Origin of the sequence: Bradyrhizobium sp. 215_C5_N1_1, assembly GCF_052075935.1 — a bacterium.
GTDB classification, from domain to species: Bacteria; Pseudomonadota; Alphaproteobacteria; order Rhizobiales; family Xanthobacteraceae; genus Bradyrhizobium; species Bradyrhizobium barranii.
Map to the genome: position 1 here is coordinate 2,084,305 of NZ_CP197228.1, position 24,453 is coordinate 2,108,757.

26 protein-coding genes are annotated in these 24,453 nt (G+C 64.8%); 13 read left to right on the plus strand and 13 right to left on the minus strand.

What is annotated here, in order from left to right:
* Positions 1-7: 7 nt before the first annotated feature.
* Positions 8-679 (minus strand): TetR/AcrR family transcriptional regulator, encoded by a 672-nt coding sequence (locus AB7G19_RS09785; protein WP_085399510.1) that lies wholly within the window; start codon positions 677-679, stop codon positions 8-10.
* A gap of 178 nt (positions 680-857) precedes the next feature.
* Here AB7G19_RS09785 and AB7G19_RS09790 point away from each other — a divergent pair, with 178 nt between their 5' ends.
* The 4 genes from AB7G19_RS09790 to AB7G19_RS09805 all read left to right on the plus strand — a co-directional run bounded on the left by AB7G19_RS09790 (position 858) and on the right by AB7G19_RS09805 (position 3,571).
* On the plus strand, positions 858-1,721 hold the full coding sequence (locus tag AB7G19_RS09790; RefSeq protein WP_085399509.1) for a DUF3313 domain-containing protein: 864 nt from the start codon (positions 858-860) through the stop codon (positions 1,719-1,721).
* 62 nt (positions 1,722-1,783) lie between these two features.
* Positions 1,784-2,038 carry a hypothetical protein gene (locus AB7G19_RS09795; protein ID WP_085399508.1) on the plus strand — a complete coding sequence of 85 codons (255 nt, stop codon included), beginning with the start codon at positions 1,784-1,786 and terminating at the stop codon, positions 2,036-2,038.
* 117 nt (positions 2,039-2,155) lie between these two features.
* Positions 2,156-2,482 (plus strand): hypothetical protein, encoded by a 327-nt coding sequence (locus AB7G19_RS09800; protein ID WP_245343992.1) that lies wholly within the window; start codon positions 2,156-2,158, stop codon positions 2,480-2,482.
* 141 nt (positions 2,483-2,623) lie between these two features.
* The gene (locus AB7G19_RS09805) at positions 2,624-3,571 is read left to right on the plus strand and encodes a LysM peptidoglycan-binding domain-containing protein (protein ID WP_085399507.1); all 948 of its coding nucleotides are present in this window, start codon (positions 2,624-2,626) and stop codon (positions 3,569-3,571) included.
* A 55-nt stretch (positions 3,572-3,626) separates the two neighbouring features.
* On the opposite strand, the gene AB7G19_RS09810 is transcribed toward AB7G19_RS09805, so the two are convergent.
* A complete protein-coding gene (locus AB7G19_RS09810) occupies positions 3,627-4,700 on the minus strand; it encodes a tartrate dehydrogenase (RefSeq protein WP_085399506.1) in 1,074 nt (357 codons plus the stop codon).
* 21 nt (positions 4,701-4,721) lie between these two features.
* On the minus strand, positions 4,722-6,020 hold the full coding sequence (locus tag AB7G19_RS09815; RefSeq protein ID WP_085399526.1) for an MFS transporter: 1,299 nt from the start codon (positions 6,018-6,020) through the stop codon (positions 4,722-4,724).
* 156 nt (positions 6,021-6,176) lie between these two features.
* Between AB7G19_RS09815 and AB7G19_RS09820 the strand changes: the two genes are divergently transcribed.
* Together AB7G19_RS09820 and AB7G19_RS09825 are read left to right on the plus strand one after the other, a co-directional pair.
* Positions 6,177-7,094, plus strand: a complete 918-nt coding sequence (locus AB7G19_RS09820) for a LysR family transcriptional regulator (protein WP_085399505.1) — start codon at positions 6,177-6,179, stop codon at positions 7,092-7,094.
* 38 nt (positions 7,095-7,132) lie between these two features.
* Positions 7,133-7,957: an aspartate dehydrogenase gene (locus tag AB7G19_RS09825; protein WP_085399504.1), complete on the plus strand. Its 825-nt coding sequence runs from the start codon at positions 7,133-7,135 to the stop codon at positions 7,955-7,957.
* 3 nt (positions 7,958-7,960) lie between these two features.
* Here AB7G19_RS09825 and AB7G19_RS09830 read toward each other — a convergent pair whose 3' ends face one another.
* On the minus strand, positions 7,961-9,265 hold the full coding sequence (locus AB7G19_RS09830; protein WP_085399503.1) for a PQQ-dependent sugar dehydrogenase: 1,305 nt from the start codon (positions 9,263-9,265) through the stop codon (positions 7,961-7,963).
* A 478-nt stretch (positions 9,266-9,743) separates the two neighbouring features.
* On the opposite strand from AB7G19_RS09830, the gene AB7G19_RS09835 reads away from it, so the two are divergent.
* The 3 genes from AB7G19_RS09835 (at position 9,744) to AB7G19_RS09845 (ending at position 11,208) form a co-directional block, all read left to right on the plus strand.
* Complete coding sequence (locus AB7G19_RS09835) at positions 9,744-10,178, plus strand: hypothetical protein (protein ID WP_244623074.1); 435 nt, start codon at positions 9,744-9,746, stop codon at positions 10,176-10,178.
* A 323-nt stretch (positions 10,179-10,501) separates the two neighbouring features.
* Complete coding sequence (locus AB7G19_RS09840) at positions 10,502-10,708, plus strand: hypothetical protein (RefSeq protein WP_028147657.1); 207 nt, start codon at positions 10,502-10,504, stop codon at positions 10,706-10,708.
* A gap of 293 nt (positions 10,709-11,001) precedes the next feature.
* Positions 11,002-11,208, plus strand: coding sequence for a DUF2934 domain-containing protein (locus AB7G19_RS09845; protein ID WP_135214115.1), 207 nt, complete (start codon positions 11,002-11,004; stop codon positions 11,206-11,208).
* A 1,135-nt stretch (positions 11,209-12,343) separates the two neighbouring features.
* Here AB7G19_RS09845 and AB7G19_RS09850 read toward each other — a convergent pair.
* The 7 genes from AB7G19_RS09850 to AB7G19_RS09880 all read right to left on the minus strand — a co-directional run bounded on the left by AB7G19_RS09850 (position 12,344) and on the right by AB7G19_RS09880 (position 18,829).
* Entirely contained in the window at positions 12,344-12,970 is a 627-nt protein-coding gene (locus AB7G19_RS09850) for a methyltransferase family protein (RefSeq protein ID WP_063981571.1), read from the minus strand.
* 28 nt (positions 12,971-12,998) lie between these two features.
* A complete protein-coding gene (locus AB7G19_RS09855; RefSeq protein WP_085399500.1) occupies positions 12,999-14,030 on the minus strand; it encodes an NAD-dependent epimerase/dehydratase family protein in 1,032 nt (343 codons plus the stop codon).
* Between the two features lie 29 nt (positions 14,031-14,059).
* Positions 14,060-14,596, minus strand: coding sequence for an Mpo1 family 2-hydroxy fatty acid dioxygenase (locus AB7G19_RS09860; RefSeq protein WP_085399499.1), 537 nt, complete (start codon positions 14,594-14,596; stop codon positions 14,060-14,062).
* A gap of 151 nt (positions 14,597-14,747) precedes the next feature.
* On the minus strand, positions 14,748-15,416 hold the full coding sequence (locus tag AB7G19_RS09865) for an OmpA family protein (protein WP_085399498.1): 669 nt from the start codon (positions 15,414-15,416) through the stop codon (positions 14,748-14,750).
* Positions 15,416-15,832 (minus strand): hypothetical protein, encoded by a 417-nt coding sequence (locus AB7G19_RS09870; protein WP_085399497.1) that lies wholly within the window; start codon positions 15,830-15,832, stop codon positions 15,416-15,418. Before AB7G19_RS09870 ends, AB7G19_RS09865 begins: the two co-directional genes overlap by 1 nt.
* 88 nt (positions 15,833-15,920) lie before the next feature.
* On the minus strand, positions 15,921-16,208 hold the full coding sequence (locus AB7G19_RS09875; protein ID WP_085399496.1) for a type II toxin-antitoxin system HicB family antitoxin: 288 nt from the start codon (positions 16,206-16,208) through the stop codon (positions 15,921-15,923).
* Positions 16,209-16,216: 8 nt separating this feature from the next.
* The gene (locus AB7G19_RS09880; protein WP_085399495.1) at positions 16,217-18,829 is read right to left on the minus strand and encodes an ATP-dependent helicase; all 2,613 of its coding nucleotides are present in this window, start codon (positions 18,827-18,829) and stop codon (positions 16,217-16,219) included.
* Between the two features lie 237 nt (positions 18,830-19,066).
* Here AB7G19_RS09880 and AB7G19_RS09885 point away from each other — a divergent pair, with 237 nt between their 5' ends.
* Positions 19,067-19,240: a DUF1328 domain-containing protein gene (locus AB7G19_RS09885; RefSeq protein ID WP_008556598.1), complete on the plus strand. Its 174-nt coding sequence runs from the start codon at positions 19,067-19,069 to the stop codon at positions 19,238-19,240.
* Positions 19,241-19,301: 61 nt separating this feature from the next.
* Here the strand turns inward: AB7G19_RS09885 and AB7G19_RS09890 are convergent, their stop codons facing one another.
* The gene (locus AB7G19_RS09890) at positions 19,302-19,796 is read right to left on the minus strand and encodes a thioesterase family protein (RefSeq protein WP_028147665.1); all 495 of its coding nucleotides are present in this window, start codon (positions 19,794-19,796) and stop codon (positions 19,302-19,304) included.
* 84 nt (positions 19,797-19,880) lie between these two features.
* Here AB7G19_RS09890 and AB7G19_RS09895 point away from each other — a divergent pair, with 84 nt between their 5' ends.
* The 3 genes from AB7G19_RS09895 (at position 19,881) to AB7G19_RS09905 (ending at position 23,219) form a co-directional block, all read left to right on the plus strand.
* On the plus strand, positions 19,881-21,305 hold the full coding sequence (locus AB7G19_RS09895; protein ID WP_085399524.1) for an FAD-binding oxidoreductase: 1,425 nt from the start codon (positions 19,881-19,883) through the stop codon (positions 21,303-21,305).
* A gap of 104 nt (positions 21,306-21,409) precedes the next feature.
* Positions 21,410-22,741, plus strand: coding sequence for a Spy/CpxP family protein refolding chaperone (locus tag AB7G19_RS09900; RefSeq protein ID WP_085399494.1), 1,332 nt, complete (start codon positions 21,410-21,412; stop codon positions 22,739-22,741).
* Between the two features lie 118 nt (positions 22,742-22,859).
* Positions 22,860-23,219: a hypothetical protein gene (locus AB7G19_RS09905; protein ID WP_085399523.1), complete on the plus strand. Its 360-nt coding sequence runs from the start codon at positions 22,860-22,862 to the stop codon at positions 23,217-23,219.
* 128 nt (positions 23,220-23,347) lie between these two features.
* Here AB7G19_RS09905 and AB7G19_RS09910 read toward each other — a convergent pair whose 3' ends face one another.
* Positions 23,348-24,439 carry an ABC transporter ATP-binding protein gene (locus tag AB7G19_RS09910; RefSeq protein WP_063981580.1) on the minus strand — a complete coding sequence of 364 codons (1,092 nt, stop codon included), beginning with the start codon at positions 24,437-24,439 and terminating at the stop codon, positions 23,348-23,350.
* Positions 24,440-24,453 lie beyond the last annotated feature (14 nt).

Here is a 24,453-nt window from a genome sequence, read left to right on the forward strand (position 1 = left end):
TCGGGCTCTATCGCTTCCTGACCAGCTTCAGGGGACGACCGGTCTTCTGAATGCGGGGCTTGATCGCAGCGCTCTGTGCGTCGGGCGGGTTCAGGAAGCGCGCGAGCATCGTTCTCAGATGCTCTACGCTCTGCTTGATATCCAGCTTCGGATTGCGGATCGGCATGGCGCGGGATCCGTCGACGAGGGCGATCAGGATGTTTGCCGTCGCGTCCGGATCTAACCCAGGATCCACCCGTCCCTGCTGCTGCGCGCGGCGCAGGAAGTCGCTCCACATGCGGCGGACCGCCGCGGTGTGGCGTTCGATGATCGCAGCGAATTCAGGATTGCGGGCGGCCTCCGCGAGACCATCCAGATTGAGGATCTGGGCGGGACGAAACCGCAGGCTGGTTTCCTCGATATCGACGAGCAGTGCCTCGATCACGTCGGTGGCCGCGAGAATCTTTTCAAACCGCTCGGCCGACCGCGCGAGACCGAGGTCGATCATCGCCTCGATGATCGCCTCCTTGCTCGCGAAGTAGTGATAGAGGTGGCCCGGACTGATGCCGGCTTCGGTACAGATATCTGTCGTGCTGGCGCCGCGGAAGCCGTCCCGGATGAAGCAGCGGATCGCCGCGCCGAGGATTTCCCCGCGCTTCTGCTCATGCTTAACGGGGTCGACTTTCCTCAAACCGGACATCTCCACTCACACTCGCCCCGTTTAGCACGACGGTTCGCCACGAGAAAATCAAAATTAGAGAGTTCCATCTATTTATGTTGACGGATGTTGCGAGGCGTGAGAAGTGATTATTAGAGCGATCTCTCTAATAAACTGCCGATGCGGGAATGGGACCATGCGCTTTCCACGGACGGCCCTGATGGGTGCCGCGCTTGCGCTCGGAGGGTGTGCGACCGCGCCGCTCGAACAGGCCGGCTCGCTCAGGAGCTACGACCGGATGTCGGAAGCGAACGGGCTGGTGACGCGATCGAAAATCCGCGTGAACAAGCAGGATGTCCTGGCGGCGAAGACGATCCGGATCGCATCGACCGTCTTTCCCGCGCGCACGGATGTCGTCTTGAACGAAAAGGAACGTCGCCTGGTTGCGAACGCCATCAGCCGCGAGCTGTGTCTCCGCTTGAGCGAGCGCTTCCGTATCGTCTCATCCGATGACGATGCCGATCTCACGGTGCAGGCGACCGTGACACATGCCGCGCCGACCAGCCCGACCGCCTCCGGCGCATCGAAGGCCCTGTCGATTGCCAAGACCGTTGCGCTGCCCGGCGTGCCTGTACCGGTGCCGAGGCTTCCGGTCGGGCTCGGCAGCCTGTCGGTCGAGGCGGAGGCGCGCGATTTTGCAGGATTTCAGAAGGCGGCCATGGTCTGGGCGCGCGGCGCCAACTCGATTACCAACTCTCCGCGGGTCGCCAATGAGGGCGATGCCTACGATCTCGCCGCCGATTTCGGCACGGACTTCGCAAAACTGGTTACGACCGGAGAATCGCCGTTCGGCGGCATCCCTGCGCTGCCGCCGATGGACAGCATTCCCGTGCGCCTCGGCGGTGCACCCAAATACGTCGCCTGCGAAGCGTTCGGACGGTTTCCCGGCATCACCGGCATCGCGGGGCAGGGGCTCGGCCTGCCGCCGGCCTGGACCGATTCCGGCGCCAAGGAGAGCCCGGCCAACAATCCGGCCCCGCCGCCTGTGCCCGGAGCGAATTCAGATCAGGCGCTGACACAGTGATGCGGCCGCGCGCCCCGCAACATCCGAGCCCGACATATTGGTAGCCGATCAGAGTCAATGACATGCTGACATCCGGAATAACTCGCCTTTCCCAACGCGCTTTGCGCCAAAGCGCAGCACGCGACGATGCGCGCGCGAGCAGCGTTCCCCTGTTCACGGCCGATGAGGCGTGGAGCCGGACGAATGCAGATCGGCGTGCAGTCGACGAGAGGGATGACCAGGACTCGATGCTCGAGCCCGGCTTCTGGATGACGGCCCTGGTCGCGTTCCTGCCCACGGTCGCCGGCTGCCTCTATCTCGTCCTGACCCAGGGATGAGGCGCGCAGCGAGCGCGGCACTGGGGACAAGCGATGCATTCACGATATGAGTTGGCGTGCGGCCAGCGAAGGTCCGTCTTCGGCCGCCGCAGTTCTCTGGCGGCCTTGTCCGCCATCTTGACGCTGCTGCTGGCGGGATGCGCGTCGAGCGGGAATTTGCCTCCTGTCTATCATCCTCCGCGTCCGCCTGGTGCCAAGGCGGTGCAGGAGGGCGTCAGGAAGGCAGCCGCCGAAGTCAAGCTGACCGGGGGACTCGAGACATCCGCCGTCCGCCCTACTGACCACGGGCCGGGGGCGTATTTCGTCTGCCTGAGGCAGGGCGCTGGTCCGTCTGACAGACACCCCGCCTATTCGGTCTTTTTCGACGATGACGCCTACAAGGGAGTCCAGAGCTCGGTGATCCTTGATACCTGCGAAGCCCAGCCATGGATTCCCTTCAATTGATGCCGGGGATGTAAGGGGCAGGATGAGAACCTCGACCGACGGGCGTCACGGGCCCGGTTCCGTGCCCCAAAATCCACCCAATCGGTGGTCACTAAGCCCGCGGAGGAGGCCTTTGCCTCCCATGGTGGGACTGCTGGACGGATGATCGATTTGAGGCGGCTAGTCGTGCTGGCAGCGGTTGCGCTGCTCGCCCTAGGCACCGGCATGGCCGCTGCCTCACCTGCGAAGCCGAAGCGCCCCGCGGTCACGACCGCTGCGCCGCCGCCTCCCGCTCCGCCGGTCGAGCCGCTGCCGCCGCCAAAGATCTACCTGTTCCGCGGCGCCATGGGGCCGATCTTCTCGACCGGCATGGACCGGCTCAGCGAAAAGCTGACGAAGGCCGGCTTCTCGGCCGACGTCTATGAATTCACCATCTGCCGATGGATCGGCGATCGTGTCATCTCCAGCTACAAGGAGAGCCCGGCGCCGATCGTGCTGATCGGCCACTCCATGGGCGGGCTGTGCTCGGTCGTGATCTCCGAGATGGCGGCCAAGGAGAACATCCGGATCAGCCTCGTCATCGCCATCGATTCCGCGCATGCGACCGGCGACGTGCCGCTCAATGTCGAGCGCTTCATCAACATCTTCCTCTCCGACAGCGTGCTCGGCGGCGGCGACGTCGTGGCCGTGCCCGGCTATCGGGGCCATTACGCGAGCTACGACCTCAAGGAGAACAGCCGCGTCTCGCACATCAACATCGAGAAGTCGGACGACATCCATCGCCAGATCATCGAGATGGTGACGCAGCTGCCACGCATCCCCGCGCAGAGCCAGGCCGATGCGGTACCGTTGCGCTATCTCGTGCCGCCGAACACGCCGGTGGAATTGTGGGACAGCGGCGTGCGGGTGCCGGTGCGCGCGGGCGACACCATGGAGAGCATCGCCGCCGCCCGCCGCGTGCCGCTGTGGACGCTGGCGCAGAGCAATTCGCTGGCGGAGAACGCGACCCTCACCCCCGGCCAGTCCATCATCGTCCCGCGCCATCTGACGCCGCCCGAGCCTGTGGCCGCGATGGCGGCGCCGGCGCCTCCGCCGCAAGGGCGGAAGTAGTTGATCCACAACTCGTCATGGCCGGGACAAGCCCGGCCATGACGTCGGGTAGCGATTACACGTTCGTCCCGTGGATCGCGTCGATAACGGCGTCCGTGACTTCCTTCGTCGTCGCCTTGCCGCCGACATCGGGCGTCAGCACGCCGGCCGCGCAGACGCGCTCGACCGCCGACATCAGCCGTATTGCCGCGTCCTTCTCGCCGAGATGCTCCAGCATCTGGGCACCGGTCCAGAAGGTCGCGACCGGGTTGGCGATGCCCTTGCCGGTGATGTCGAACGCAGAGCCGTGGATCGGCTCGAACATCGAGGGGAAGCGGCGCTGCGGGTCGATGTTGCCGGTCGGCGCGACGCCGAGGCTGCCGGCGAGTGCGCCGGCAAGATCGGAGAGGATGTCGGCGTGGAGGTTGGTCGCAACGATCGTGTCGAGGCTCTTCGGATGCAGCGTCATGCGCACCGTCATGGCGTCGACCAGCATCTTGTCCCAGGTCACATCGGGGAATTCGGTCGCGACTTCGGCTGCGATCTCGTCCCACATCACCATGCCATGGCGCTGCGCGTTCGACTTGGTCACCACGGTCAGGAATTTGCGCGGCCGCGACTGCGCGAGCTGGAAGGCGTAGCGCATGATGCGGGTGACGCCGACGCGGGTGAACACCGCGACCTCGGTGCCGACCTCTTCCGGCAGGCCCTTGTGGGCACGGCCGCCCATGCCGGCATATTCGCCTTCCGAGTTCTCGCGCACGATCACCCAGTCGAGATCGCCAATGCCGACATTGCGCAACGGCGAGGCGACGCCGGGCAGGATCTTGGTCGGCCGCACATTGGCGTATTGATCAAAGCCCTGGCAGATCGGCAGGCGCAGGCCCCACAGCGTGATGTGATCGGGCACGTCGGGCGCACCGACTGCGCCGAAATAGATCGCGTCGAACTTCTTCAATTCGGTGAGCCCGTCGGCCGGCATCATCACGCCGTGCTTCTTGTAATAGTCCGAGCCCCAGTCGAACGTCTTGACGTTGAAGGCGAGGTCGCCGCTGCGTTTTGCCAGAGCCTCCAGCACGCGGACGCCGGCCGAGATGACCTCGGGGCCGATGCCGTCGGCCGGAATTGCTGCGATCGAATGAGTGCGCATGAAGATGCTCCGTTTGAGATGTCAGTGGGATTGCGGGACGGGTTCGACGGGCGCGGTCTGCGCGCGCGACAATAGCAGGGTCAGGACCGCCGAGAGAACGAGCAGGCCGCTGACGAAATAGAGTCCGCCGACAAAACTGCCGGTCTGGTCCTTGATCCAGCCGATCATGGCCGGACCAACGAAGCCGCCGAGATTGCCGATCGAGTTGATGGTGGCGATCCCGGCCGCGGCCGCGGGGCCGGACAGGAACAGCGTCGGCATGCTCCACAGTGGCGGCTTGGCCGAAGAGATGCCGATGTTCACCAGCGTCAGCGCGACCAGCACAGCGACGACGCCGGTCGCAAGGCCGGCATAGGCGAGCCCCACGGCCGCGAGCAGGCAGGCGAGCACGACGTGCCAGGTGCGCTCGCCGGTGCGGTCCGAATGCCGCGCCCACAGCACCATGGCGACGACGGCGGCGGTTGCCGGCAGTGCATTGAGGAAGCCGACCTGGAGCGTGGACAGGCCGAACTGCTTGATGATCTGCGGCGCCCAGACGCCGAGCGTGTAGAGGCCTGCCGAGGTGCCGAAATAGATGAGCGCGAGCGCCAGCACGCGCGGATCGGCGAGCCCGCGCCAGATGCTGTGGCTCGCGGTCGCGGCCTTGCTCGTGGTTTCCGCATTCATGACGTCGACCAGCCATCGCCGCTCGTCGTCCGCGAGCCATTTTGCCTTTTCCGGGCGGTCGGTGAGGAATGCCAGCACAACGAAGCCAAGCAGCACGGCCGGCAGTGCCTCCAGCACGAACAGCCATTGCCAGCCCTTGAAGCCGAACAGGCCATCCATTTCCAGCAGCGCGCCGGAGACGGGCGATCCGAGTACGGTCGACAGCGGCGCCGCCGCCATGAACAGCGCGGTCACCGCGGCGCGCTGGCGCGCCGGGAACCAGTAGGAGAGATAGAGGATGATGCCGGGGAAGAAGCCGGCTTCGGCGACGCCGAGCAGGAAGCGCAGCACATAGAAGCTGGTCGGGCCCTGCACGAACGCCATCGCGGCCGACACGAGGCCCCAGGTGATCATCACCCGCGCGATCCAGATCCGCGCGCCGACCTTGTGCAGGATGATGTTGGAGGGCACCTCGAACAGGAAATAGCCCCAGAAGAAGATGCCGGCGCCGAAACCGTAGACGGTGGGCGACAGGCCGATGTCCTTGTTCATCGTCAGCGAGGCAAAGCCGATATTGACGCGGTCGATGAAGGCCACGAAGTACAGCAGCATGATGAAGGGAACGATGCGCCAAGTGATCTTGCGCAGCACGCGCGTCTGAATCTCGCTCGCCACCCTGGCCTCCTCGAGTTCCGGCTTGTTGTTGTATCGGCGGACCCTGAGGTCCACGCCGGCAACGAGCCTAGGCGGGGGAAGGAGGCATACTCAATTGGCGCTGGTTTATACAAAAAAATGATATAATCCTCGCCTGGCGAGACGAGAGGACCTTGGATGGAATTGCATCAGTTGCGATGCTTCGTGGCGGCGGCCGAGCAGCTGCATTTCGGCCATGCGGCGCAGCAGCTCCAGATGCTGCCCTCCGCGCTCGGCCGGCAGATCAGGCTGCTGGAAGAAGATCTGGGAACGCGGCTGTTCGCACGGACCACGCGCGCGGTGTCGCTGACGGAAGACGGTTCGACGCTGCTGCGCGATGCCCGCGCCATCCTCGCCAAGGTCGAGGCGGTCGAGAATAATCTGCGCAACCGCTCGCGCGCGGGCGCCGCGCGGCGGCTGCGGGTCGGCGCCATCGACAGCGCGGCGGCGGGATTGCTGCCGCCGCTCTTGCGCGATTTCCGCGACAAGCATCCCGAGATCGCGGTGCAGCTGCTCGAAGACAAGACCGTCCGGCTGCTGCCGAAGATTTTGACCGGTGCGCTCGATCTCGCCTTCGTCCGCCCGCCCGACAGTGCGGACAAGCGGCTCGAATTCCGCGATCTGCTCCAGGAGACCGCGATCGTCGCGTTTCCGCAGCGCCACCCGCTCGCCGAGCGCAAGTCGATCACGCTGGCGCAGATCGCCGACGAGGCGATGCTGGTGCCGGACCGCCGCTCGCGGCCGCACAGCCATGACCTCACCATCAAGCTGTTCGAGCAGGCCGGGCTGACGCCGCGCATCGTGCAGGTCGCCGACGAGAAGCAGACCATCATCCATCTGGTGGCAACGAAGCTCGGTGTTGCGATCGTGCCGCGCTGGACCACGCGGATGGCGGTGACGGGCGTGCGCTTCGTGCCGCTGCGGCCGAAGCAGAGCGGCCCCATCGGCCGGCTGCCGCTTGCCGCCGCATGGCTGCGCGGTTCGCGCGACCCGGCCCGCGATGCCATGCTGGCGGTGCTGGAGGCGCGCCTGCGCAGCTATGCGCGGGAGGCGTGAGCGGCTATGACATGGGCCTGGCGAGAAGGCGGGATGCGATGACTGGACAGAAAGCTTCGAACGAATTGCGGGTTGCCATCGCAGGCCTGGGCTCGATCGGCACCAAGATCGCGTCGGCGCTCGATCAGGGTATCGAGGGGCTGACGCTGTCCGCTGTCGCCGTGCGTGATCCCGCCAAGCATCAGGCGTTTCTGGGCGGCCTGCGTCGTGCGCCATCCGTGCTGCCGATCGATCAGCTCGGTGACGCCGCGGATATCGTGGTCGAATGCGCGCCGAGCAGCCAGTTGCGCGCGATCGTCGAGCCCGCGGTGAAGCGCGGCAGGGCCGCGGTCGTCGTCAGCGTCGGCGGGCTGCTCGACAATTTCGATCTCGTCGATCTTGCCCGCGCCAATGGCGGCCGCATCATCGTGCCGACCGGCGCGCTGATCGGGCTGGACGCCGTCAACGCCGCCGCAATCGGCACCATTCATTCGGTGAAGATGGTGACGCGCAAGCCGATCGACGGTCTGAAGGGCGCGCCCTTCATCGTCGACAACAACATCGATATCGACAATCTGCGCGAGCCGCTCAAACTGTTCGAGGGCACCGCGCGCGAGGCCGCAAAGGGCTTTCCGGCCAATCTCAATGTCGCGGTCGCGCTGTCGCTCGCGGGCGTCGGACCCGACCGCACCTCCGTGCAGATCTGGGCCGATCCGACCGTGACGCGCAACGTTCACCGCATCGAGGTCGAGGCGGATTCGGCGCGCTTCTCGATGTCGATCGAGAACATCCCGTCGGAGAATCCCAAGACGGGCCTGATCACGGCGCTCTCCGTGATCGCGCTGCTACGCAAGCAGCGCGCCACGCTCTGTGTCGGGACGTAACCTCTACGCGCCCGTGACGCGCCAGATCACGTTGCCGACGTCGTCGGCCATCAGCAGCGACTTCTTGTCGGGTCCGATCACGACGCCAACCGGACGGCCGTAGGATTCCTTCTCGTCCGGGGACAGGAAGCCCGACAGGATGTCGCGACCGGGGCCGGAGGGCTTGCCGTTCTCGAACGGGATGAACACCAGTTTGTAGCCCGAGAGAGTGCTGCGATTCCACGAGCCGTGCTGGCCGATCACCATGCCGTCGGGGAAGCCGGGCAGGGTCCCTGCGGGCATCCAGCACAGGCCGAGCGAAGCGGTGTGGCCGCCGAGTGCGTAGTCCGGTTGAAGCGCCTTGGCGACCATCGCGGGATCCTGCGGCACGCGATCGTCGACCGTCTTGCCCCAGTAGCAATAGGGCCAGCCGTAGAAGCCGCCGTCGCGCACCGAGGTGAGATAATCCGGCGGCGTCTCGTCGCCGAGCCCGTCGCGCTCGTTGACGACGGTCCAGAGCACGTTCGTATTGGGCTCCCAGGCAAGACCAACAGGATTGCGCAGGCCCGCACCAAAAATGCGATGCGTGCCGGCGGCGAGATCGAGCTCATAGACCGCGGCGCGGCCTTCCTCGACCTCCATGCCCATCTCGGCGATGTTACTGAGCGAGCCGACACCGGCATAGAGCTTCTTGCCGTCGGGACTTGCAAGCAGGCTGCGCGTCCAGTGGCCGCTCGGCTTGAACGTCGTGAGCCGCTTGCCCGGTGCGGTGATGCGGTCGGCATTGGCGACATAGGGGAAGGCCATCACGCCGTCGGTGTTGCCGACATAGAATGTGTTGCCGACCAGCGCCATGCCGAAGGGCTGGCTGAGGTTCTCCATGAAGGCGCCGCGCACTTCGGCGACGCCGTCGCCGTCCTTGTCGCGCAGCAGCGTGATGCGGTTGGCGCTGACGCCGAGCGCTGCGGCGCGCCGCATCGTCGCCTGCATCGCATAGTGAAACACCGACCTCGGCGCGCCCGCGATCTGCGTCGCCTCCGCGATCAGCACGTCACCATTCGGCAGCACCTCGATCCAGCGCGGATGGTCGAGCCCGGCCGCGAACGCATTGACCTTGAGCCCGGGGGCGACCGTCGGCTTGTGGCCCTCGCTCCAGCCCCTGGCCGTCGGCATCTTCAAGGTCGGCAGCGCCCCCTGCGGCTTCGCTTCGGGGATCGCCGGCGCCTGGCCCCAGGCCGGCGCGGGCGCGGTCCCCGACAGCCGCCGCCATTGCAGCGCGGCACCGCCGATCAGCGCGACGAACTGCGCGAAGATGCTGGAAAAGGTCATGGAAATCCCCTGTTGAACGTACGGCACAGTCCAACGACGGATCGCCCAAAGCCCCGCGCGGGCTCAGACCTTATCGTCGACCTCTCCAGATCCACGATGGGATGTCGTCGTGCCTTTTTGCGCGCGCATCCAACTGGGTAGCGGCAAAAAGGTCAACCGTTACGGAACTCGATCAGCGCCTATTCCCGAGGAATGGCAGCCGACCAAATTTGCATGGAGAGGAAAGTCAGCGGCCGATGTGCCGGTCCAGCCGCCGGCGCGAGCCTCTGCTGCTACGCTAGGCACGCCCAAAGAACTGACTGATTTTCGGTGCCATTGCCCGCCGCGCGCCGTTACGACATCTCCAGGCATGCAACTGTTTAACCATCCGTTAACCATAGCTATTCATGATACTGCCCGTGTATGTGTGTTCGCGACGAGCTTGAACTGCATGGCGCAGCGTAGTTCCAGAGCGCCAGTTGGAGGGGATGAGGGCATCTTGAGCTTTCCCTCACCGCTGGCACCAGATAAGGGAGCAACAGCTCTCGATCTGGTATATCAAGCGGCCGATGTCTTCCGCGATATGGAGAAGCACGCCCGCGAGACCGAAGCCCGTGCCCAATCACTTTGCACGAGCGCCATAGAAAGATTGCGGCTGGCCGAAGGGCGAGCGGAGGCCGCCGAGCGGGCACAGCGTGAACTCACCGTAACCACCGAACGTAAGCTGCAAGATGCTTGCCGAGCGCTGGAGCTGGCCCAGTGCTGCATTGAAGCTCAGAAGGATAAGTTGACGGCCGTAGAGCTTCGCGCCGAAGTTGCGGAAGCCGAAGCGCGACAAGCCAAGGAAGCGCTCGCGCTCGTTGAAGAGGCCATTCGCAAGCGTCTGCTTTGCGCAAATCCGCATGCCGATGGCAGGTTGGCAGCGGTAGCCTGATCAATTGCGACTGCAATGGCTCACTGGGGGCTACCGCGCGGACCGGCGCGGCACGGGCGAACTACCCCTGCTGCGAGCCTGGCGGTAGCCACCTCCTTTAGCATTTGAAATCGGGTGGGATTGGGTTCGACCCAAACAGGGGCTGGTGCGGCCTGAGAGGCTCATTTGACTTGCGGGACAAGACGCCGCGTGACCCGCGCGCCAATCCAAATGACAGAGCCAAACGATAACGAACTATTAACCATGTTGAGCTATCTGGAGAATTGGGCATTCGGGGCGCGTGTGCTGGCTTGCGGGCCAGCCGGTAGCGTAGGCGTGGACCCATGGCCCTTGACCCGGAAGAACTCGTCACCCTGACAGATCACGGCTCGATGAAACTGCGCGCGGCAGTATCGCGCGCGATGACGTTGCCACCCAAGGAACGCAAGCGGACGACAATCGTCCGCGAGGGTGAGCCGGCGATCCTGCATTTCGAGCAGATCAAAAACCTTGCGGCGCGGTGGAACGAACGGCTCGCGCCAATCGACTGACTAGTTTCGCTGCGCTGGTGTCAATCGGGCCACGAGCCCCCAAAGAGGCGGCCCGTGCACGGCCTCGTCGACCCTCGGTAAGCATGAGTTTGATGCCGGTCGCCGCATGCGGATTACCGTTCGTTGCGACCTGCGTCCGCGAGCGCTGCCGAGATCTCTCGCAATGAGCGCCGACCGCCCTTTAGCGGCACCCGCGCGACGCTTGGCTTCCGCTGCCCCGTTAAGATTTCATTAACCCTACGAGAGCAAGTCTTTTGGCTGGGGCCGGGCGGATCATTCGCAAGGAAAATCCCATGCCAAATCTGGAAGAGGCAATTCGCGAGCGCGCCTACCACCTCTGGGTCGCCGATGGGCAACCCGACGGAAAGGCGGAAGTCCATTGGAAGCATGCTCAATACGAAATTCTCGAAGCGTCAGTCGCAAACCCTGCTGTGGCTGACATCGCATTGACAAAACCCGCCAGAAGGGTGCGATCCCCGAAAAAGCAAAACTCGCGCTGACGGGTCCAGCGCGAGGACGTGCGCCATTCGCAATTCGGTCGGCGGGCTGCCGGTCGTCGTTAGAAATGACATCCAACGATGCGGGAATTGGCAGCCTCGCTAACCCAAATTTCTTCGAGAGGAACAGACAACAACACCTAGACTATTCGTCGGGTCGGCAGTTCAATTGGCATTGGTTGATCGAGTCGGTTTCTCGCACCATCCAGCGCCGAGAGCGACGAGCGCCGACGTGACCAGAGCCGATGGCAACCAGTGTCCGACGGGACCAGCGTCCATAAGGCCAGCGTCAAGGAGGCCAGGGTCCAGAAGGCCAGCGTAGAGCGAGCATCAACCCTGCAAGCAGCCCGCCAAGTCTGCTCGCAGCCCAACTTGGCAAGACACGGCAAGGCCTTTGCCAGCGAAGAGCCTTTGAGGCTTTTGGGACCATCGGTTACTCCGATGGTCCCTTTTCATTGTGGTGCCATTGGCGCGAGACATCGGGCGGCTGTTGCTTCCGCGTTCACCATGCAATCGAGCGAGGAACGCTATTTGATCGTCGCGTGCACAGTGATTACCGACGTGCCAGAAGCTGTCGGTCCCTGACCCGTCGCTTTGATGGCAAAGGTATCGCTACCCTTATATTTGGCCTTCGCCTTGTATTCGAACGTAGACAGGTTGAGCCTTTTCAGCTTGCCGTGTGACGGCTTTTGAGAGATGTCCGAGCCACTCACCGTGCCGCGTATCTTGATTGGAATTGGCAACTTCCTCCGGACGTGAGGTCAATGTCGGCCGTCGAGTTCTCGCCCCAATCCGCTAGTGTGCCTGAGATTGAGCATTCAGAAACGGCCGCCGCCCGAGATACAGACAGTAGGCTTGGACAGCTAGCGATGAGCGCCAACGCGGCGACCTTTGACAACTGCATAATCGGCTTCTCCGTAGCGTTGTCAGTTTACGGACATCACTCCTCTGGCACCCCGGCTAGGGCTAGGCGCATGCCCTCGCAGACCCGCTCTCGTCCTGCGAGATATTTCGTATCGTCGCTTGCTTGGCTGACAAGCAAGCGACTGATGGTAAAGCTTGGATCGAGCGCAAGTCCGACACTAGCAGTAACTTCGTGCAGAGAAAGCGGAACGCAGCGACCGCGCCTTCAGGACGCTCACCGCGGCGATAGGAACGGAATGATCATCGGCACGCGGCGGCAATAAGCGCCGTAGGCGTCTTCGCCGAGTTCCTTGGACAGAAACACCTCTTCCATCCGGCCCTTCTGCCACATGCCGAGCGAGATCAGGATGGCGCCGAGGATCGTCGTTACGAGGCCGATCGCGATGCCGGTGACGAGCATGCCTGCAATCAGTCCCGTGTAGATCGGGTGACGCACGATGCCGTAGGGGCCAGTGTCGATAACGCGGTGGTCCTCCTTGTGGGTGATGGTGTTGGACCAGAATTTTCCGAGATGCAGCCGGCCCCACCAGGCGAAGGCGATGCCGGCGGCCGAGAGGACCGCGGCGATGTAGATGCCGGTGTTGCCGAGCACCCAGAGCGGCTTCCAGCCCAGGACCTGTGCAACCCACGGCGTGTACAGGATTCCGCCGACCAGGATCGGCAGGCGATAGCGCTGCGACTCCAGCGTCATGACCTGCTTCTGGGTGCGGCCCTGCCAGAACGAGGCGCCGACCCAGCTGGCGAGAAAGGCGAGCCAGATCAAGGCCAGGAGTTCGGTCGGCCAGGTCGTGGTCCAGCCACCCCAGGCCACGGAGAGAAGCTTGCTGAAATCGAAGGACATGAAGGTTCTTTGCGTTTGGGCGGAGGCCTTAGCTCGCGCGCGAGGAAAGCGCGTGATGCTCGATGGCGCCGGAGGGCCGCTGGCCGTTGCGGGCGAGCAGATGGGTGATGGTTTCGCGCAAGACCGGTTCGATCGGGCGCGGCGCGTAGCCGAGCTCGGTGCGCGCCTTGCCGATCGAGAGGTCGCTCGCGGCAAGCGCGATGCGCACGCCCTCGGCGGTGCCGTTGGGCGGCCGGCGCGTGATGCGATCGGAGATGGATTCGAGCATGATCGCGGAGAGCTCGGCGATCTTGCCGGGCACGACGACCGGGAACTGCCGGCGGCCGCTCATCGCCGACATCATCCGCAGGATGTTGCCGAGCGGGACGCAGTCGCCGCCGAGGATGTAGCGCTGGCCGATGCGGCCGCGCTCCATGGTCAGCACAAGGCCCATCGCGACGTCGCGGACATCGACGAGATTGACCAGGAAGTTGAGATGCGGCTGCACCTTCTTCTGGAGGAAGTACCACAGCATTGCGGTCGGCGGCGTCAGGTTGTGGTCGGCGGCGCCGATCGGCATGGTCGGCGTGCCGATCACGAGCGGAAAGCCCGCGGCCGCCGCCTTCGCGGCGTGGTGCTCGGCGAGCGACTTCGACCGCGTATAGGCGCCGGGCATCGCATCGGCCGGCTGCAGCGCCTCTTCGGCGGCAACGCCGTTGAGGTCGGAATAGGGGAACAGGATCGATTCCGTCGAACAGTGCAGGAAGCGCGACACGCCGCGCTTCATCGCCGCGGCAAGCACGATTTCGGTGCCGCGGCAATTGACGTCGTGGAAGTCCTGCTTGTTGGCGACCCACATGCCGGGCAGGCCGGCGAGGTGATAGACCTGATCGACACCGGCGATCGCCGCGTCCACCGCGGTACCGTCCAGCACCGAGCCGTGGATGTGTTCAACGTCCGCGTTCGCCGCGGCCGGCGCACGGACATCGAGAACGCGTACCCGCTGCCCACGGGCGCGGAGCGCTTCTACGAGATGATGTCCGATGAAGCCGCTGCCACCGGTAACCAGTACGAGAGCCATGCAGAAGGTTTACTGTTTCGCTTCTAGAGCTATCGGGTTGAAAGGGAATTGGTCGGAACAGGCGCCAAAATCGCGGCAAGGTCGCGACGGAAGCCCAGTGCAATGAATAATTTCGCCATGACAAACATCGGTCCAAGCAGGAAATGCGCGGGGTGGTCGACCATCGACGGCTGCCGTTCCTCGAAAACCCTGTGGCCCACGATCTGCGCTGCGACGCCAGATCCGATCAGCAGCGCAAAAATCGACCACATCATGACGATCGAGGCCTGATTGCCGATTGCGGTTGCGACCGAAAGCAGCACGATCATCGCGGCGAGGATGCCGAGCCCAATCCCGGCGTCCAGCATCAGCCAGTAAACCAGCACCGGCAGGGCCGCAACCACGGCCAAGCTCACCTCGATCCCGAAGATGGGAAAACGCACGAGAGTGAGCGGCAGCACGGCGCCGGTGAAGAGCAGGAGGATTCCGACCACGTGCATCGCGCAGTTCCAGGGATCGCGATGATATTCGACGTAATCGGCCAGTTGGCGTTGAAAATAACCAGCCATCTCGGTCTCGTGCAGCATGGGGTCTGGGAAGGGCGAGAACAGGCTATAGCACCTGATAGGGCAGTGCACAAACCGGCTCGCGTGTCGCGCAAAGCATGGCTGTTGCGCTTTCGACAGGCCGCAAAACGGTCGGAACTTCAAAGAGTTCCGTCAGGGGAGGTGATCTCGTTCAGCGCTTCTTGGCGGGCTTTTTCGCCGCAGGCCCAGGCGCCGCAGCTGGATGCGCAGGCGCCTCCTCCGGCACCTTGGCATAGGTCAGGATTTGCAACTGACCGTTGGCGGCCGAGGTCGGCTTGGCCCGGTCGAGAAACTGCTCCTCGCCGAGGCCGATCGGATGCAGCCGCTTGGTCGAGATCTTGAAGGTGTTCACCAGGACGTCACGGATCGCATCGGCGCGTCGCTGGCTCAGGATCGCATTGGCCTCGCGCGTCTTCGCATTGGATTCGACATGGCCGACGATCAGGAACGTGTACGGCAGCAGCGAGGAGTTAACCAGCGCGTCCGCGATGCGGCCGACGGTCTGGTAGGAGGTCGGCTGGATGATCGGCGTGTCGGCGTCGAACTGGATCTGCGCGTTGAAGGCGGGCAGGTTGGCGAGATCAGGCGCGATCAGCGGCCGGTTCACCGGACCCGGATCGTTCTTGATCCTGGCCTTGGCGCGCTCCATCACCTGCTGCTTCAGCGCGGGAAGGTCGACCTCGGCGGCCTGTTCGAAATGGTTCAGCTTGCCGACGATGTCGTCACGCGTCGGCGCCGCCGTCTGCGCGCTTGCTGCGCCCGCGAGCAGGGCCAGGACCTGGACCACGACCAGCGTGATGGCGATTCCGTTCGCGCGCATCACCGATACCCCGCGTCGTCGACGGCCTTCAGGCAGTTGTTGCTGATGCCCTTGGGCGTCGTGACCAGGCAGGGGATCGACTTGCTGGTCTCCTTGGTCGAGCCGCCGCAGACCTTGACGATCTCGCGCTGGCAGGCGTTCGCCACCGTGACGCGCGCGGCGACGCGCTTCTGGATGGCATCGAAGGCGCCGAGATAGTCGCTCTGGCATTGCTGGGAGAGCACGTCGCGGTTGCGGGACAGGCACTCTTTCAGCCGGGTCGAGTCCGGGTTGACGCCGCGGCAATTGGCGACGATTTCCGCGCCGCAGCTCTTGGCCAGGAGCCCGATCGAATCGCCAAAGCTCATGGTCTCCGCCGCCGCAAGCGACGGCATAACCAATGCCAGCAAGATCAGTGTGATGGAGCCCCGGACCATGGGCGCATCTGATACGGGGAAGTTCGCGGTGGTCAAGGGGCGTTCGGGTGAGAACTGTCGAACGTCCGGCCAGTGCGGCGAACAGTCCTCACTCGGCCTCAGGGAGGGGCGGCCATTCGATCAGGGCGACCGTGTGTTTCCTGAGGTCGTCGGCCACAGCAGGGTCGGCCTTGAGCTCGTCCAATGTCCGCGGCGGGGGAAGCTGGCGGCCGTCCGCGCTCAGCTCCTGCGCATAAAATGCGAGCGCCTCGGGCGCACTCTCCAGGGCCTCGTCGACGTCGTCGCCGCCGGAAATGCAGCCCGGCAGGTCGGGAAACCACAAGCCGACGGCGTCGTCCGGGCCTGCGTCCTCGATGATGGCGACGTACTGAGGCATATCAGGCCTCACGCCCGCTGCACAAAACTGTCCACGACCTTCTTCTCGCCGGCCTTGTCGAAGGCGATGGTGAGCTTGTTGCCGTCGATCTTGGTGACGCGGCCGTAGCCGAATTTCTGGTGGAAGACGCGGTCGGAGAGGGAAAATTCCGAGGTGGTGCCGGTGGATTTGGCGACCAGCTCGCCCTCGATCGTCATCGGCCCGCGGCGGCGTGAGGAGAAGCTGCCGAAATCCGGGCCGGATGAGGAGGAGAACGACGAGGCCTGTTCCTCGAAGCCGCCTTGGCCGCCGCCACTGCGGCCGCCGCCCCGGTTGCGGTTGGCCTGGGCGCGCTGCCAGCCCGGGGTCGAATAGGTGGAACCGAACGCCTCCATGTCGTCGAAACGCGAGGCGCCGTAGCCGCCGGTGCCGCCCCAGGCCGAGCCGCCCTTGGATTCCGTGATCTCGACATTGGCGGACGGCAATTCGTCGAGGAAGCGCGACGGGATCGTGGTCGACCAGGTGCCATGGATCCGTCGGTTGGTCGCAAAGTAGATCTTTGCGCGGCGCCTCGCGCGGGTCAGGCCGACATGGCCGAGCCGGCGCTCTTCCTCGAGGCCGGCGCGGCCCTGCTCGTCCAGCGTGCGCTGGCTCGGGAACAGGCCTTCCTCCCAGCCGGGCAGGAACACGTTGTCGAATTCGAGGCCCTTGGCCGAATGCAGCGTCATCAGCGACACCGCGTCCTCGTCGGCGCCGCTGTCGCGGTCCATCACCAGCGAGATGTGCTCGAGGAACCCTTGCAGGTTCTCGAACTCCTCCATCGAGCGCACCAGCTCTTTCAGGTTCTCCAGCCGGCCCGCGGCGTCTGCCGAACGGTCCTTCTGCCACATCTCGGTGTAGCCGCTCTCGTCGAGCACGATCTGGGCGAGATCGGTGTGCGCGGTGACCTCGCGCTGGGCGCGCCAGCGGTCGAACTGGGCGACGACGTCGCGCAAGCTTCCGCGCGCCTTCGGCTTCAGCTCGTCGGTCTCGACCACCGCGCGCGCCGCCTCGAACAGCGGGATGCGGCGCTTGCGGGCGTGGTCGTGGAGCATCTGCACGGTGGCGTCGCCGAGGCCGCGCTTGGGCACATTGACGATGCGCTCGAAGGCGAGGTCGTCGGCCGGTGAGTTGATGACCCGCAGATAAGCCAGCGCGTCGCGGATTTCGGCGCGCTCGTAGAAGCGCGGGCCGCCGATCACGCGGTAGGGCAGGCCAAGCGTGACGAAACGATCTTCGAACTCGCGCATCTGGTAGGAGGCACGCACCAGGATCGCGATCTCGTTGAGCTTGTCGCCCTGGCGCTGGATCTGCTCGATCTCCTCGCCGATGCCGCGGGCTTCCTCTTCCGAATCCCACGAGCCGGTGACGGTGACCTTCTCGCCGTCATGGTCCTCGGTGCGCAACGTCTTGCCGAGCCGGCCTTCGTTGTGCGCGATCAGATGCGAGGCGGCGGCGAGGATGTGGCCGGTCGAGCGGTAATTGCGCTCGAGGCGAATGACCTTGGCGCCGGGGAAATCGTGGTCGAAGCGCAGGATGTTGTCGACCTCGGCGCCGCGCCAGCCATAGATCGACTGGTCGTCGTCGCCGACGCAGCAGATGTTTTTGACGTGGGGCGTCTGCTCCCTCGCCCCGCTTGCGGGGTCGCGACGAGCTTCGCTCGCGCTGAGAGCGTCGGGGTGAGGGGCTGTCTCCACGAGTTCAGTCTGCGGAGAGTCCCCCTCACCCGCATCGCTTTGCGATGCGACCTCTCCCCGCACGCGGGGAGAGGTGAAGGAGGGAGACGTCGGCGCCTGCGACAGCAGCCGCAGCCACAGATATTGCGCGACGTTGGTGTCCTGATATTCGTCGACCAGGATGAATTTGAAGCGCTGCTGGTATTGCCGCAGGATGTCCGGATGCTCGCGGAAGATCCGGATGTCCTCGAGCAGCAGATCGCCGAAATCGGCGGCGTTCAGGATCTTCAGCCGCTCCTGGTAGCTCGCATAGAGCTTGCCGCCCTTGCCGTTGGCGAACACGGCGGCTTCGCCTGACGGCACCTGCGACGGCGTCAGGCCGCGGTTCTTCCAGCCGTCGATCAGGCCGGCCAGCATGCGTGCCGGCCAGCGCTTGTCGTCGATATTGTCGGCCTGGAGCAGCTGCTTGAGCAGCCGCACCTGGTCATCGGTGTCGAGCACGGTGAAGTTCGACTTGAGCTGCGCCAGCTCGGCATGGGTGCGCAGGATGCGGCCGCCGATGGAGTGGAAGGTGCCGAGCCACGGCATGCCCTCGACCGCATGGCCGAGCATCTGGCCGAGCCGATGCTTCATCTCGCGCGCGGCCTTGTTGGTGAAGGTCACCGACAGGATCTCGGCGGGGCGGGCGCGGCCCTGGCTGAGGATGTGGGCGATGCGCGTGGTCAGCACGCGCGTCTTGCCGGTGCCGGCGCCGGCCAGCACCAGAACCGGGCCGTCCAGCGTCTCCACGGCGTCGCGCTGCTCGGGATTGAGCCCGGACAGATATTTCGGGCCCACGGAGGCGCGCGCACGCGCGGCGATGCCGCCGGCTGCGGGCTGGTGGTCGGGTACGCTGGTGATCTTGCTCGGCTCGGTCATGCGAATCATTGGCCCCACGATGGCACCGCGGGGTGGTGGAAGGGAGCCTTCTTAACAGGGATTGCTGCCTATATGGGGCGCCGGGGCGAGGTTTTCCACGTGCGCGGCGGGCTGATTTGTTCCATCGGCGAGGGCGAATTTCCAGCTTGCGTGGGCCGGAACCATCGTTCCCGCGTCGAGATTGTCTGGACAGGTGGCGCGGCCAGCCGCGCCGACGCAGACAGACATCAAGACGAGGGTTTGACCATGCTAGGCTGGGTTGTGACGTTTCTGGTTATCGCACTGATCGCCGGCATCCTGGGCTTCGGCGGCATCGCCGGCGCCTCGATCGAGATCGCCAAGATCATCTTCTTCATCGCGGTCGTGCTGTTCCTGGTCTCGGCCGTGGTGGGCCTTGCCCGCGGCCGCAACAGGATATAGCGCGGTCTGATGGGTGCATGATCTTACCGGAAAACCGCTTCACACTTTTCCGGATCATGCACTACCGCTTCGAGGGCATCGCCACGTTCCGGCCGATGCCCTCGGGCCGCGGCACGGCGCCGTGGGCGCCCACGACGGCTGCGATGCGCTGCCGGATATCGGGCGGAAAGGCCGCCACCTTTCGCGAGCCCATGTCGATGTGGAGCGACATGTTTTCGGAGGTCGCCGACAGCCAGCCTTCGGTCGCGTGCCGCAACTCCTGGAACGTATGCAGCCGCTTGTCGTCGGCTTCGAGCAGCCAGACCGACACCTGCACGGGATCGCCGAGGTGGATTTCGCGCAGATACCGCACATGGCATTCGGCAGTGAAGGTCGAGCCGCCTCGCTCCTTCATGTAGCCCGGCCCGATCCCGAGCTGTAACCACATCTGGTCGATCGCGCGGTCGAACATCACGTTGTAATAGGCCATGTTGAGATGGCCGTTATAGTCGATCCATTGCGGCTCGATCTGCATGATCGACGAGCGGAACGGCTCGGCAGCGGCGGTCTCCGGCATGTGTCTTTCCTGCTATGCGCGCGGTCGCTTGACTTGACCGGTCAGATGTCCTTTGCCACGGTTCTTCTGTCGGGAGGAATGTCCGTGGGTACGACCATCACCAATAATCCGCCGCGGGTCGAGCCGAAAGCCCTCGCAAGCGCGCTGGAGCAGCTTGCCGCACGGTTCGGCAACCGCCTCATCACCTCGCAGGCCGTTCGCGAGCAGCACGGCCATACCACCACGTGGATCGTCAACCAGCCGCCGGACGGCGTGGTGATGGCGCAGGAGACCGCCGACATCCAGGACGTGGTGCGGATCTGCGCCAGGAACCGCGTGCCCGTCATCGCCTTCGGCACCGGCACCTCGCTCGAGGGCCAGGTCAACGCGCCCGCCGGCGGCATCTCGATCGACCTGCGCGACATGAACAAGGTGCTCGCGGTGCATGCCGAGGATCTCGACTGCGTGATCCAGCCCGGCGTCACCCGCAAGGCGCTGAACGAGCATCTGCGCGACCAGGGCCTGTTCTTCCCCATCGACCCCGGCGCGGATGCTTCGCTCGGCGGCATGGCCTCGACCCGCGCCTCCGGCACCAACGCGGTGCGCTACGGCACCATGCGCGACAGCGTGCTCGCTTTGAAGGTCGTGCGCGGCGACGGCGAGATCATCACCACAGGCACGCGCGCCAAGAAATCATCCGCCGGCTACGACCTGACGCATCTGTTCGTCGGCGCCGAAGGCACGCTCGGCATCATCTCCGAGCTGACCATTCGCCTGCGCGGAATCCCTGACACGATCGCGGCCGGTGCGGTGTCGTTCGAGACCGTGCACGGGGCATGTCAGGCGGTGATCCTGGCGATCCAGACCGGCATTCCCGTGGCGCGCATCGAGCTGCTCAACGCCGCGCAGGTGAAGGCCTGCAACGCCTATTCGAAGCTGACGCTGCCGGAAACGCCGCTGCTTCTGATGGAATTCCACGGCAGCGAGGTCGAGGTCGGCGAGCAGTCCAAGGCCTTCGGCGAGATCGCAAAGGATTGCGGAGGCGGCGATTTCTCCTGGACCACCAAGCCGGAGGATCGCACCAAGCTGTGGCAGGCGCGGCACGACGCCTATTGGTCGGTGAAGGCGCTGCGGCCCGGCGACAGCATCGGCGTGGTTGCGACCGACGTCTGCGTGCCGATCTCGCGGCTTGCCGATTGCGTCGGCGAGACCGAGGAAGACCTCAAGCGCCTCAACCTGCTGTCGCCGATCGTCGGCCATGTCGGCGACGGCAATTTCCACTGCTCGCTGGTCTGTGACACCAACGATGCCGACGAGATGGCGCGCGGCGAGGAGTTCATGCATCGCCTGGTCGAGCGCGCGCAGGCGATGGACGGCACCTGCACCGGTGAGCACGGCATCGGCCAGGGCAAGCAGAAATATCTCAAGGCGGAACTCGGCCCCGAAGCGCTCGACGCGATGCGGGCGCTGAAAAAGGCGCTCGATCCGCTGAATATCTTCAATCCCGGCAAGATCGTGCCGGAGGCATAGCGCGCGGGCGGCTGCGTCGCGGTCGCGGAACTTTCGGCAGTCAGGCCGGTTCCAATCCCGTCAATTTCCGATGCCTCGATGGCGCGGCTCTGCGGGAGGATGCGATGTTGCGACCTGTCATTGGAATTGCCGTGATGGCGCTTGCCTGCATGCTGGCGGGCACGGCTCTGGGCAAGGGCGGGCACGGTGGCGGCCATGGTGGTGGGCACGGAGGCGGGCATGGCGGCGGCCATCACGGCGGCGGTCATGGTGGTGGTCATCATGGTGGCGGCCATTTTGGCGGTCATGGCTTCGGACACGTGCATGGCGGCGGGCATCATGGCGGGCCCCGCTTCGCAACGGGCGCGCGACATCGCGGCCCGAACTTCGGCCAGATCCGCAATGCGGCCGTCCGTCCTGCGAATTTTCGCAACGCCCTCAACGTGCATTCCAGCGCCTTCCGCAACGGCCGTCTGATCAGCAATCCGGCCGCGCGAGCCCAGATCGCGGCGGCGGCCGCACTCGCCGGCTGGCACGGCGCCAGCAGCGGGTGGTGGCAACATGCGGGCGGCGGTTATGGCTGGGTCGGACCGCTGTTCTGGCCGTTCGCCTACAACGATCTCTACGACTACACGATCTGGGGCGACGGTCTCGGCTTCTGGGGCTACGGCTATCCGGACATCTATGCCGGCATCTTCGGGCCCTATGGCTATAACGGTCTCTCGGCCTATCTGCCGCAGCGGCCGCAGGGACGGCGCCAGGCGCGCGGCGTCCCGCTGGATCGGCTCTGCGGCAGCGACCGCCGCGAAATCGTCGGTCTGCCGATCGACCAGATCGCCGCCGCGGTGCAGCCGACCGAGGCGCAAGGCGCAAGCCTCGACGAACTCGGCAACGCATCGATCCAGGCGTCCGAGATGATCCGCGCGTCCTGCCCGTCGCAGGTCGCGGCGACAGCGCCAGGTCGGCTGACGGCGATGCAGCAGCGCATCGAGGCGATGGAGAAAGCCGTCGATCTCGTTCAGCCCGCCCTCGATCGATTCTACGGCTCGCTCACCGACGAGCAGAAGGCGCGCTTCAATGCGCTGGCCGAGGATCAGCGTCGTGCGACGGCTTCCAACAACACCGGCGGATCGCTGGTCCAGAATTGCGCGACGCCTGCTGCGCTCGATTGGCCCAGCACTGACATCGAGGCGAGGCTTCATCCCAACGACACCCAGCGCGCTGCGCTACAGGTGCTCCAGGATACCAGCGCCAAAGTCAGCGCATCGCTCAAGGCGGCCTGCGAGCCCAGCGACGTGATGACGCCGCCGGCGCGAATGGCGGCGGTTCGCAAGCGGCTCGACACGATGCTCGACGGCGTCAAGTCGGTTCGCGCGGCGCTGGAGGATTTCTACGCCACGCTGAACGACGAGCAGAAGGCGCAGTTCGAGGCCATCGGACCACGTCGGACGCCCTGACTGCATATCGATAATACGTGGCGGAAAAATCGCCTCGCCGATCTCGATCGGCCTCTCTATGCTGGGCGAGGCGGGAGCGCGGAACTACGGCGGCTGGAAGACCATTGGTGACGGGGCGATGAAGTGGTTCGCAAAGCAGAAGCCGGCGGACATCTGGGACGAGACGATCGAAGGACCGCTCGGCGACATCGAGGCCGCCGAGCGCATCCGCGCGATCTGTGACGCCGCGGCCGCGAGCGCGGCCGGTTCGGCGCGCAACGACACGCGCGAAGGTGAGCGCTATGAACGCGCGGCCCAGGTCGCGATGGAAATCGCGATGAAGATCTCCGACGGGCTGATGCGCGATGACGCAGTCCATCGCATCGTCGATCTCTGCATGACAGCGAACGACCTCAAGACCGCGCAAATCCTGTTTCGCGCGATCCATGCTAGCTGGATCCGGGAGACGGTGCAGCGGGATCATCCGACCCTGGCCTAGAGGCGTGTACTCGTAAATCCGGTGTGCCCGGCAACGAGCCAAGTGCCATCGCGCTCTCCGGGCGTCATCGAAGCTGGTGACAAGAAGGCGAATTCCCGCTCACCGGTGGAATTGATCCTCTGCCGGGGTTAGATGGCCGCCTCGGTCTGCGCGTCGAAAACATGAAGCCTGGAAGGCCGCATGGCAACGCGCAGCCTGTCGCCCACCCTCACCCTCGCGGTCGGCTCGACGCTCGCCACCATGATACTCTCGCCGACCTTCATATCGAGCAGGATTTCCGAGCCGAGTTGCTCGACCACCTCAATCACAGCATCGAAGCATGAGTGGCCGAGATCAGCGCTACCCGCCACGGTAAGGTCCTCCGGCCGCACGCCGAGCATGACCTCGCGTCCGATATGGCCGCGCAGCCGCTGCGCGGTCTCGTCCGGCAGCTTGATGCGCAGGCCGGAGTTCTCGGCAATCAGCGATCCGTTCGCCTCGGTCACCGTAACGGCGGCGAAATTCATGGCCGGGGAGCCGATGAAGCCGGCGACGAACTTGTTGGCGGGCTGATTGTACAGTTCGAGCGGCTCCCCCACTTGCTGGACCACGCCGTCTTTCATGACGACGACCCGGTCACCCAGCGTCATGGCCTCGACCTGATCGTGGGTAACGTAAATGGCGGTGGTGCCGAGACGGAGATGCAGTTTCTTGAGCTCAACGCGCATCTGTACCCGCAGCTTGGCATCGAGGTTCGACAGCGGCTCGTCGAACAGGAACACGCGGGGGTGACGCACAATGGCACGACCCAACGCCACGCGCTGGCGCTGGCCGCCGGACAGCTGGCGCGGCTTGCGCGTTAGCAATTCACCGATGCCGAGGATGTCGGCCGCCTCCCGCACGCGCTTGTCAATCTCGGGCTTTTCGAATTTGCGCATCTTCAGGCCAAACGCCATGTTGTCGTGCACGCTCATGTGCGGGTACAGGGCGTAGTTCTGGAACACCATGGCGATGTCGCGGTCCATCGGCGCCAATTCATTGACCACGTTTCCGTCGATGGAAATGTCGCCGGAACTGATCGCTTCAAGCCCGGCGATCATTCTCAGCGTCGTGGTCTTGCCGCAGCCGGACGGTCCGACGAACACCACGAACTCCTTGTCGCGGATCTGCAGATTGACGTCTTTGACAGCGTGCACGCTGTCGTAGAACTTGTTGATCCCCTTGAGGACGACCTGGCCCATTCGCTCCACCCGCC

Bases quoted from the DNA above. Each gene is read 5' to 3' on its own strand.
- AB7G19_RS09810 (WP_085399506.1), bottom strand. From the start codon at position 4,700: ATGCGCACTCATTCGATCGCAGCAATTCCGGCCGACGGCATCGGCCCC.
- AB7G19_RS09840 (WP_028147657.1), top strand. From the start codon at position 10,502: ATGGCCCTTGACCCGGAAGAACTCGTCACCCTGACAGATCACGGCTCG.
- AB7G19_RS09865 (WP_085399498.1), bottom strand. From the start codon at position 15,416: ATGCGCGCGAACGGAATCGCCATCACGCTGGTCGTGGTCCAGGTCCTG.
- AB7G19_RS09785 (WP_085399510.1), bottom strand. From the start codon at position 679: ATGTCCGGTTTGAGGAAAGTCGACCCCGTTAAGCATGAGCAGAAGCGC.
- AB7G19_RS09825 (WP_085399504.1), top strand. From the start codon at position 7,133: ATGACTGGACAGAAAGCTTCGAACGAATTGCGGGTTGCCATCGCAGGC.
- AB7G19_RS09805 (WP_085399507.1), top strand. From the start codon at position 2,624: ATGATCGATTTGAGGCGGCTAGTCGTGCTGGCAGCGGTTGCGCTGCTC.
- AB7G19_RS09900 (WP_085399494.1), top strand. From the start codon at position 21,410: ATGTTGCGACCTGTCATTGGAATTGCCGTGATGGCGCTTGCCTGCATG.
- AB7G19_RS09830 (WP_085399503.1), bottom strand. From the start codon at position 9,265: ATGACCTTTTCCAGCATCTTCGCGCAGTTCGTCGCGCTGATCGGCGGT.
- AB7G19_RS09910 (WP_063981580.1), bottom strand. From the start codon at position 24,439: ATGGGCCAGGTCGTCCTCAAGGGGATCAACAAGTTCTACGACAGCGTG.
- AB7G19_RS09875 (WP_085399496.1), bottom strand. From the start codon at position 16,208: ATGCCTCAGTACGTCGCCATCATCGAGGACGCAGGCCCGGACGACGCC.
- AB7G19_RS09905 (WP_085399523.1), top strand. From the start codon at position 22,860: ATGAAGTGGTTCGCAAAGCAGAAGCCGGCGGACATCTGGGACGAGACG.
- AB7G19_RS09870 (WP_085399497.1), bottom strand. From the start codon at position 15,832: ATGGTCCGGGGCTCCATCACACTGATCTTGCTGGCATTGGTTATGCCG.
- AB7G19_RS09845 (WP_135214115.1), top strand. From the start codon at position 11,002: ATGCCAAATCTGGAAGAGGCAATTCGCGAGCGCGCCTACCACCTCTGG.
- AB7G19_RS09885 (WP_008556598.1), top strand. From the start codon at position 19,067: ATGCTAGGCTGGGTTGTGACGTTTCTGGTTATCGCACTGATCGCCGGC.
- AB7G19_RS09790 (WP_085399509.1), top strand. From the start codon at position 858: ATGGGTGCCGCGCTTGCGCTCGGAGGGTGTGCGACCGCGCCGCTCGAA.
- AB7G19_RS09850 (WP_063981571.1), bottom strand. From the start codon at position 12,970: ATGTCCTTCGATTTCAGCAAGCTTCTCTCCGTGGCCTGGGGTGGCTGG.
- AB7G19_RS09860 (WP_085399499.1), bottom strand. From the start codon at position 14,596: ATGCTGCACGAGACCGAGATGGCTGGTTATTTTCAACGCCAACTGGCC.
- AB7G19_RS09820 (WP_085399505.1), top strand. From the start codon at position 6,177: ATGGAATTGCATCAGTTGCGATGCTTCGTGGCGGCGGCCGAGCAGCTG.
- AB7G19_RS09880 (WP_085399495.1), bottom strand. From the start codon at position 18,829: ATGATTCGCATGACCGAGCCGAGCAAGATCACCAGCGTACCCGACCAC.
- AB7G19_RS09890 (WP_028147665.1), bottom strand. From the start codon at position 19,796: ATGCCGGAGACCGCCGCTGCCGAGCCGTTCCGCTCGTCGATCATGCAG.
- AB7G19_RS09855 (WP_085399500.1), bottom strand. From the start codon at position 14,030: ATGGCTCTCGTACTGGTTACCGGTGGCAGCGGCTTCATCGGACATCAT.
- AB7G19_RS09795 (WP_085399508.1), top strand. From the start codon at position 1,784: ATGCTGACATCCGGAATAACTCGCCTTTCCCAACGCGCTTTGCGCCAA.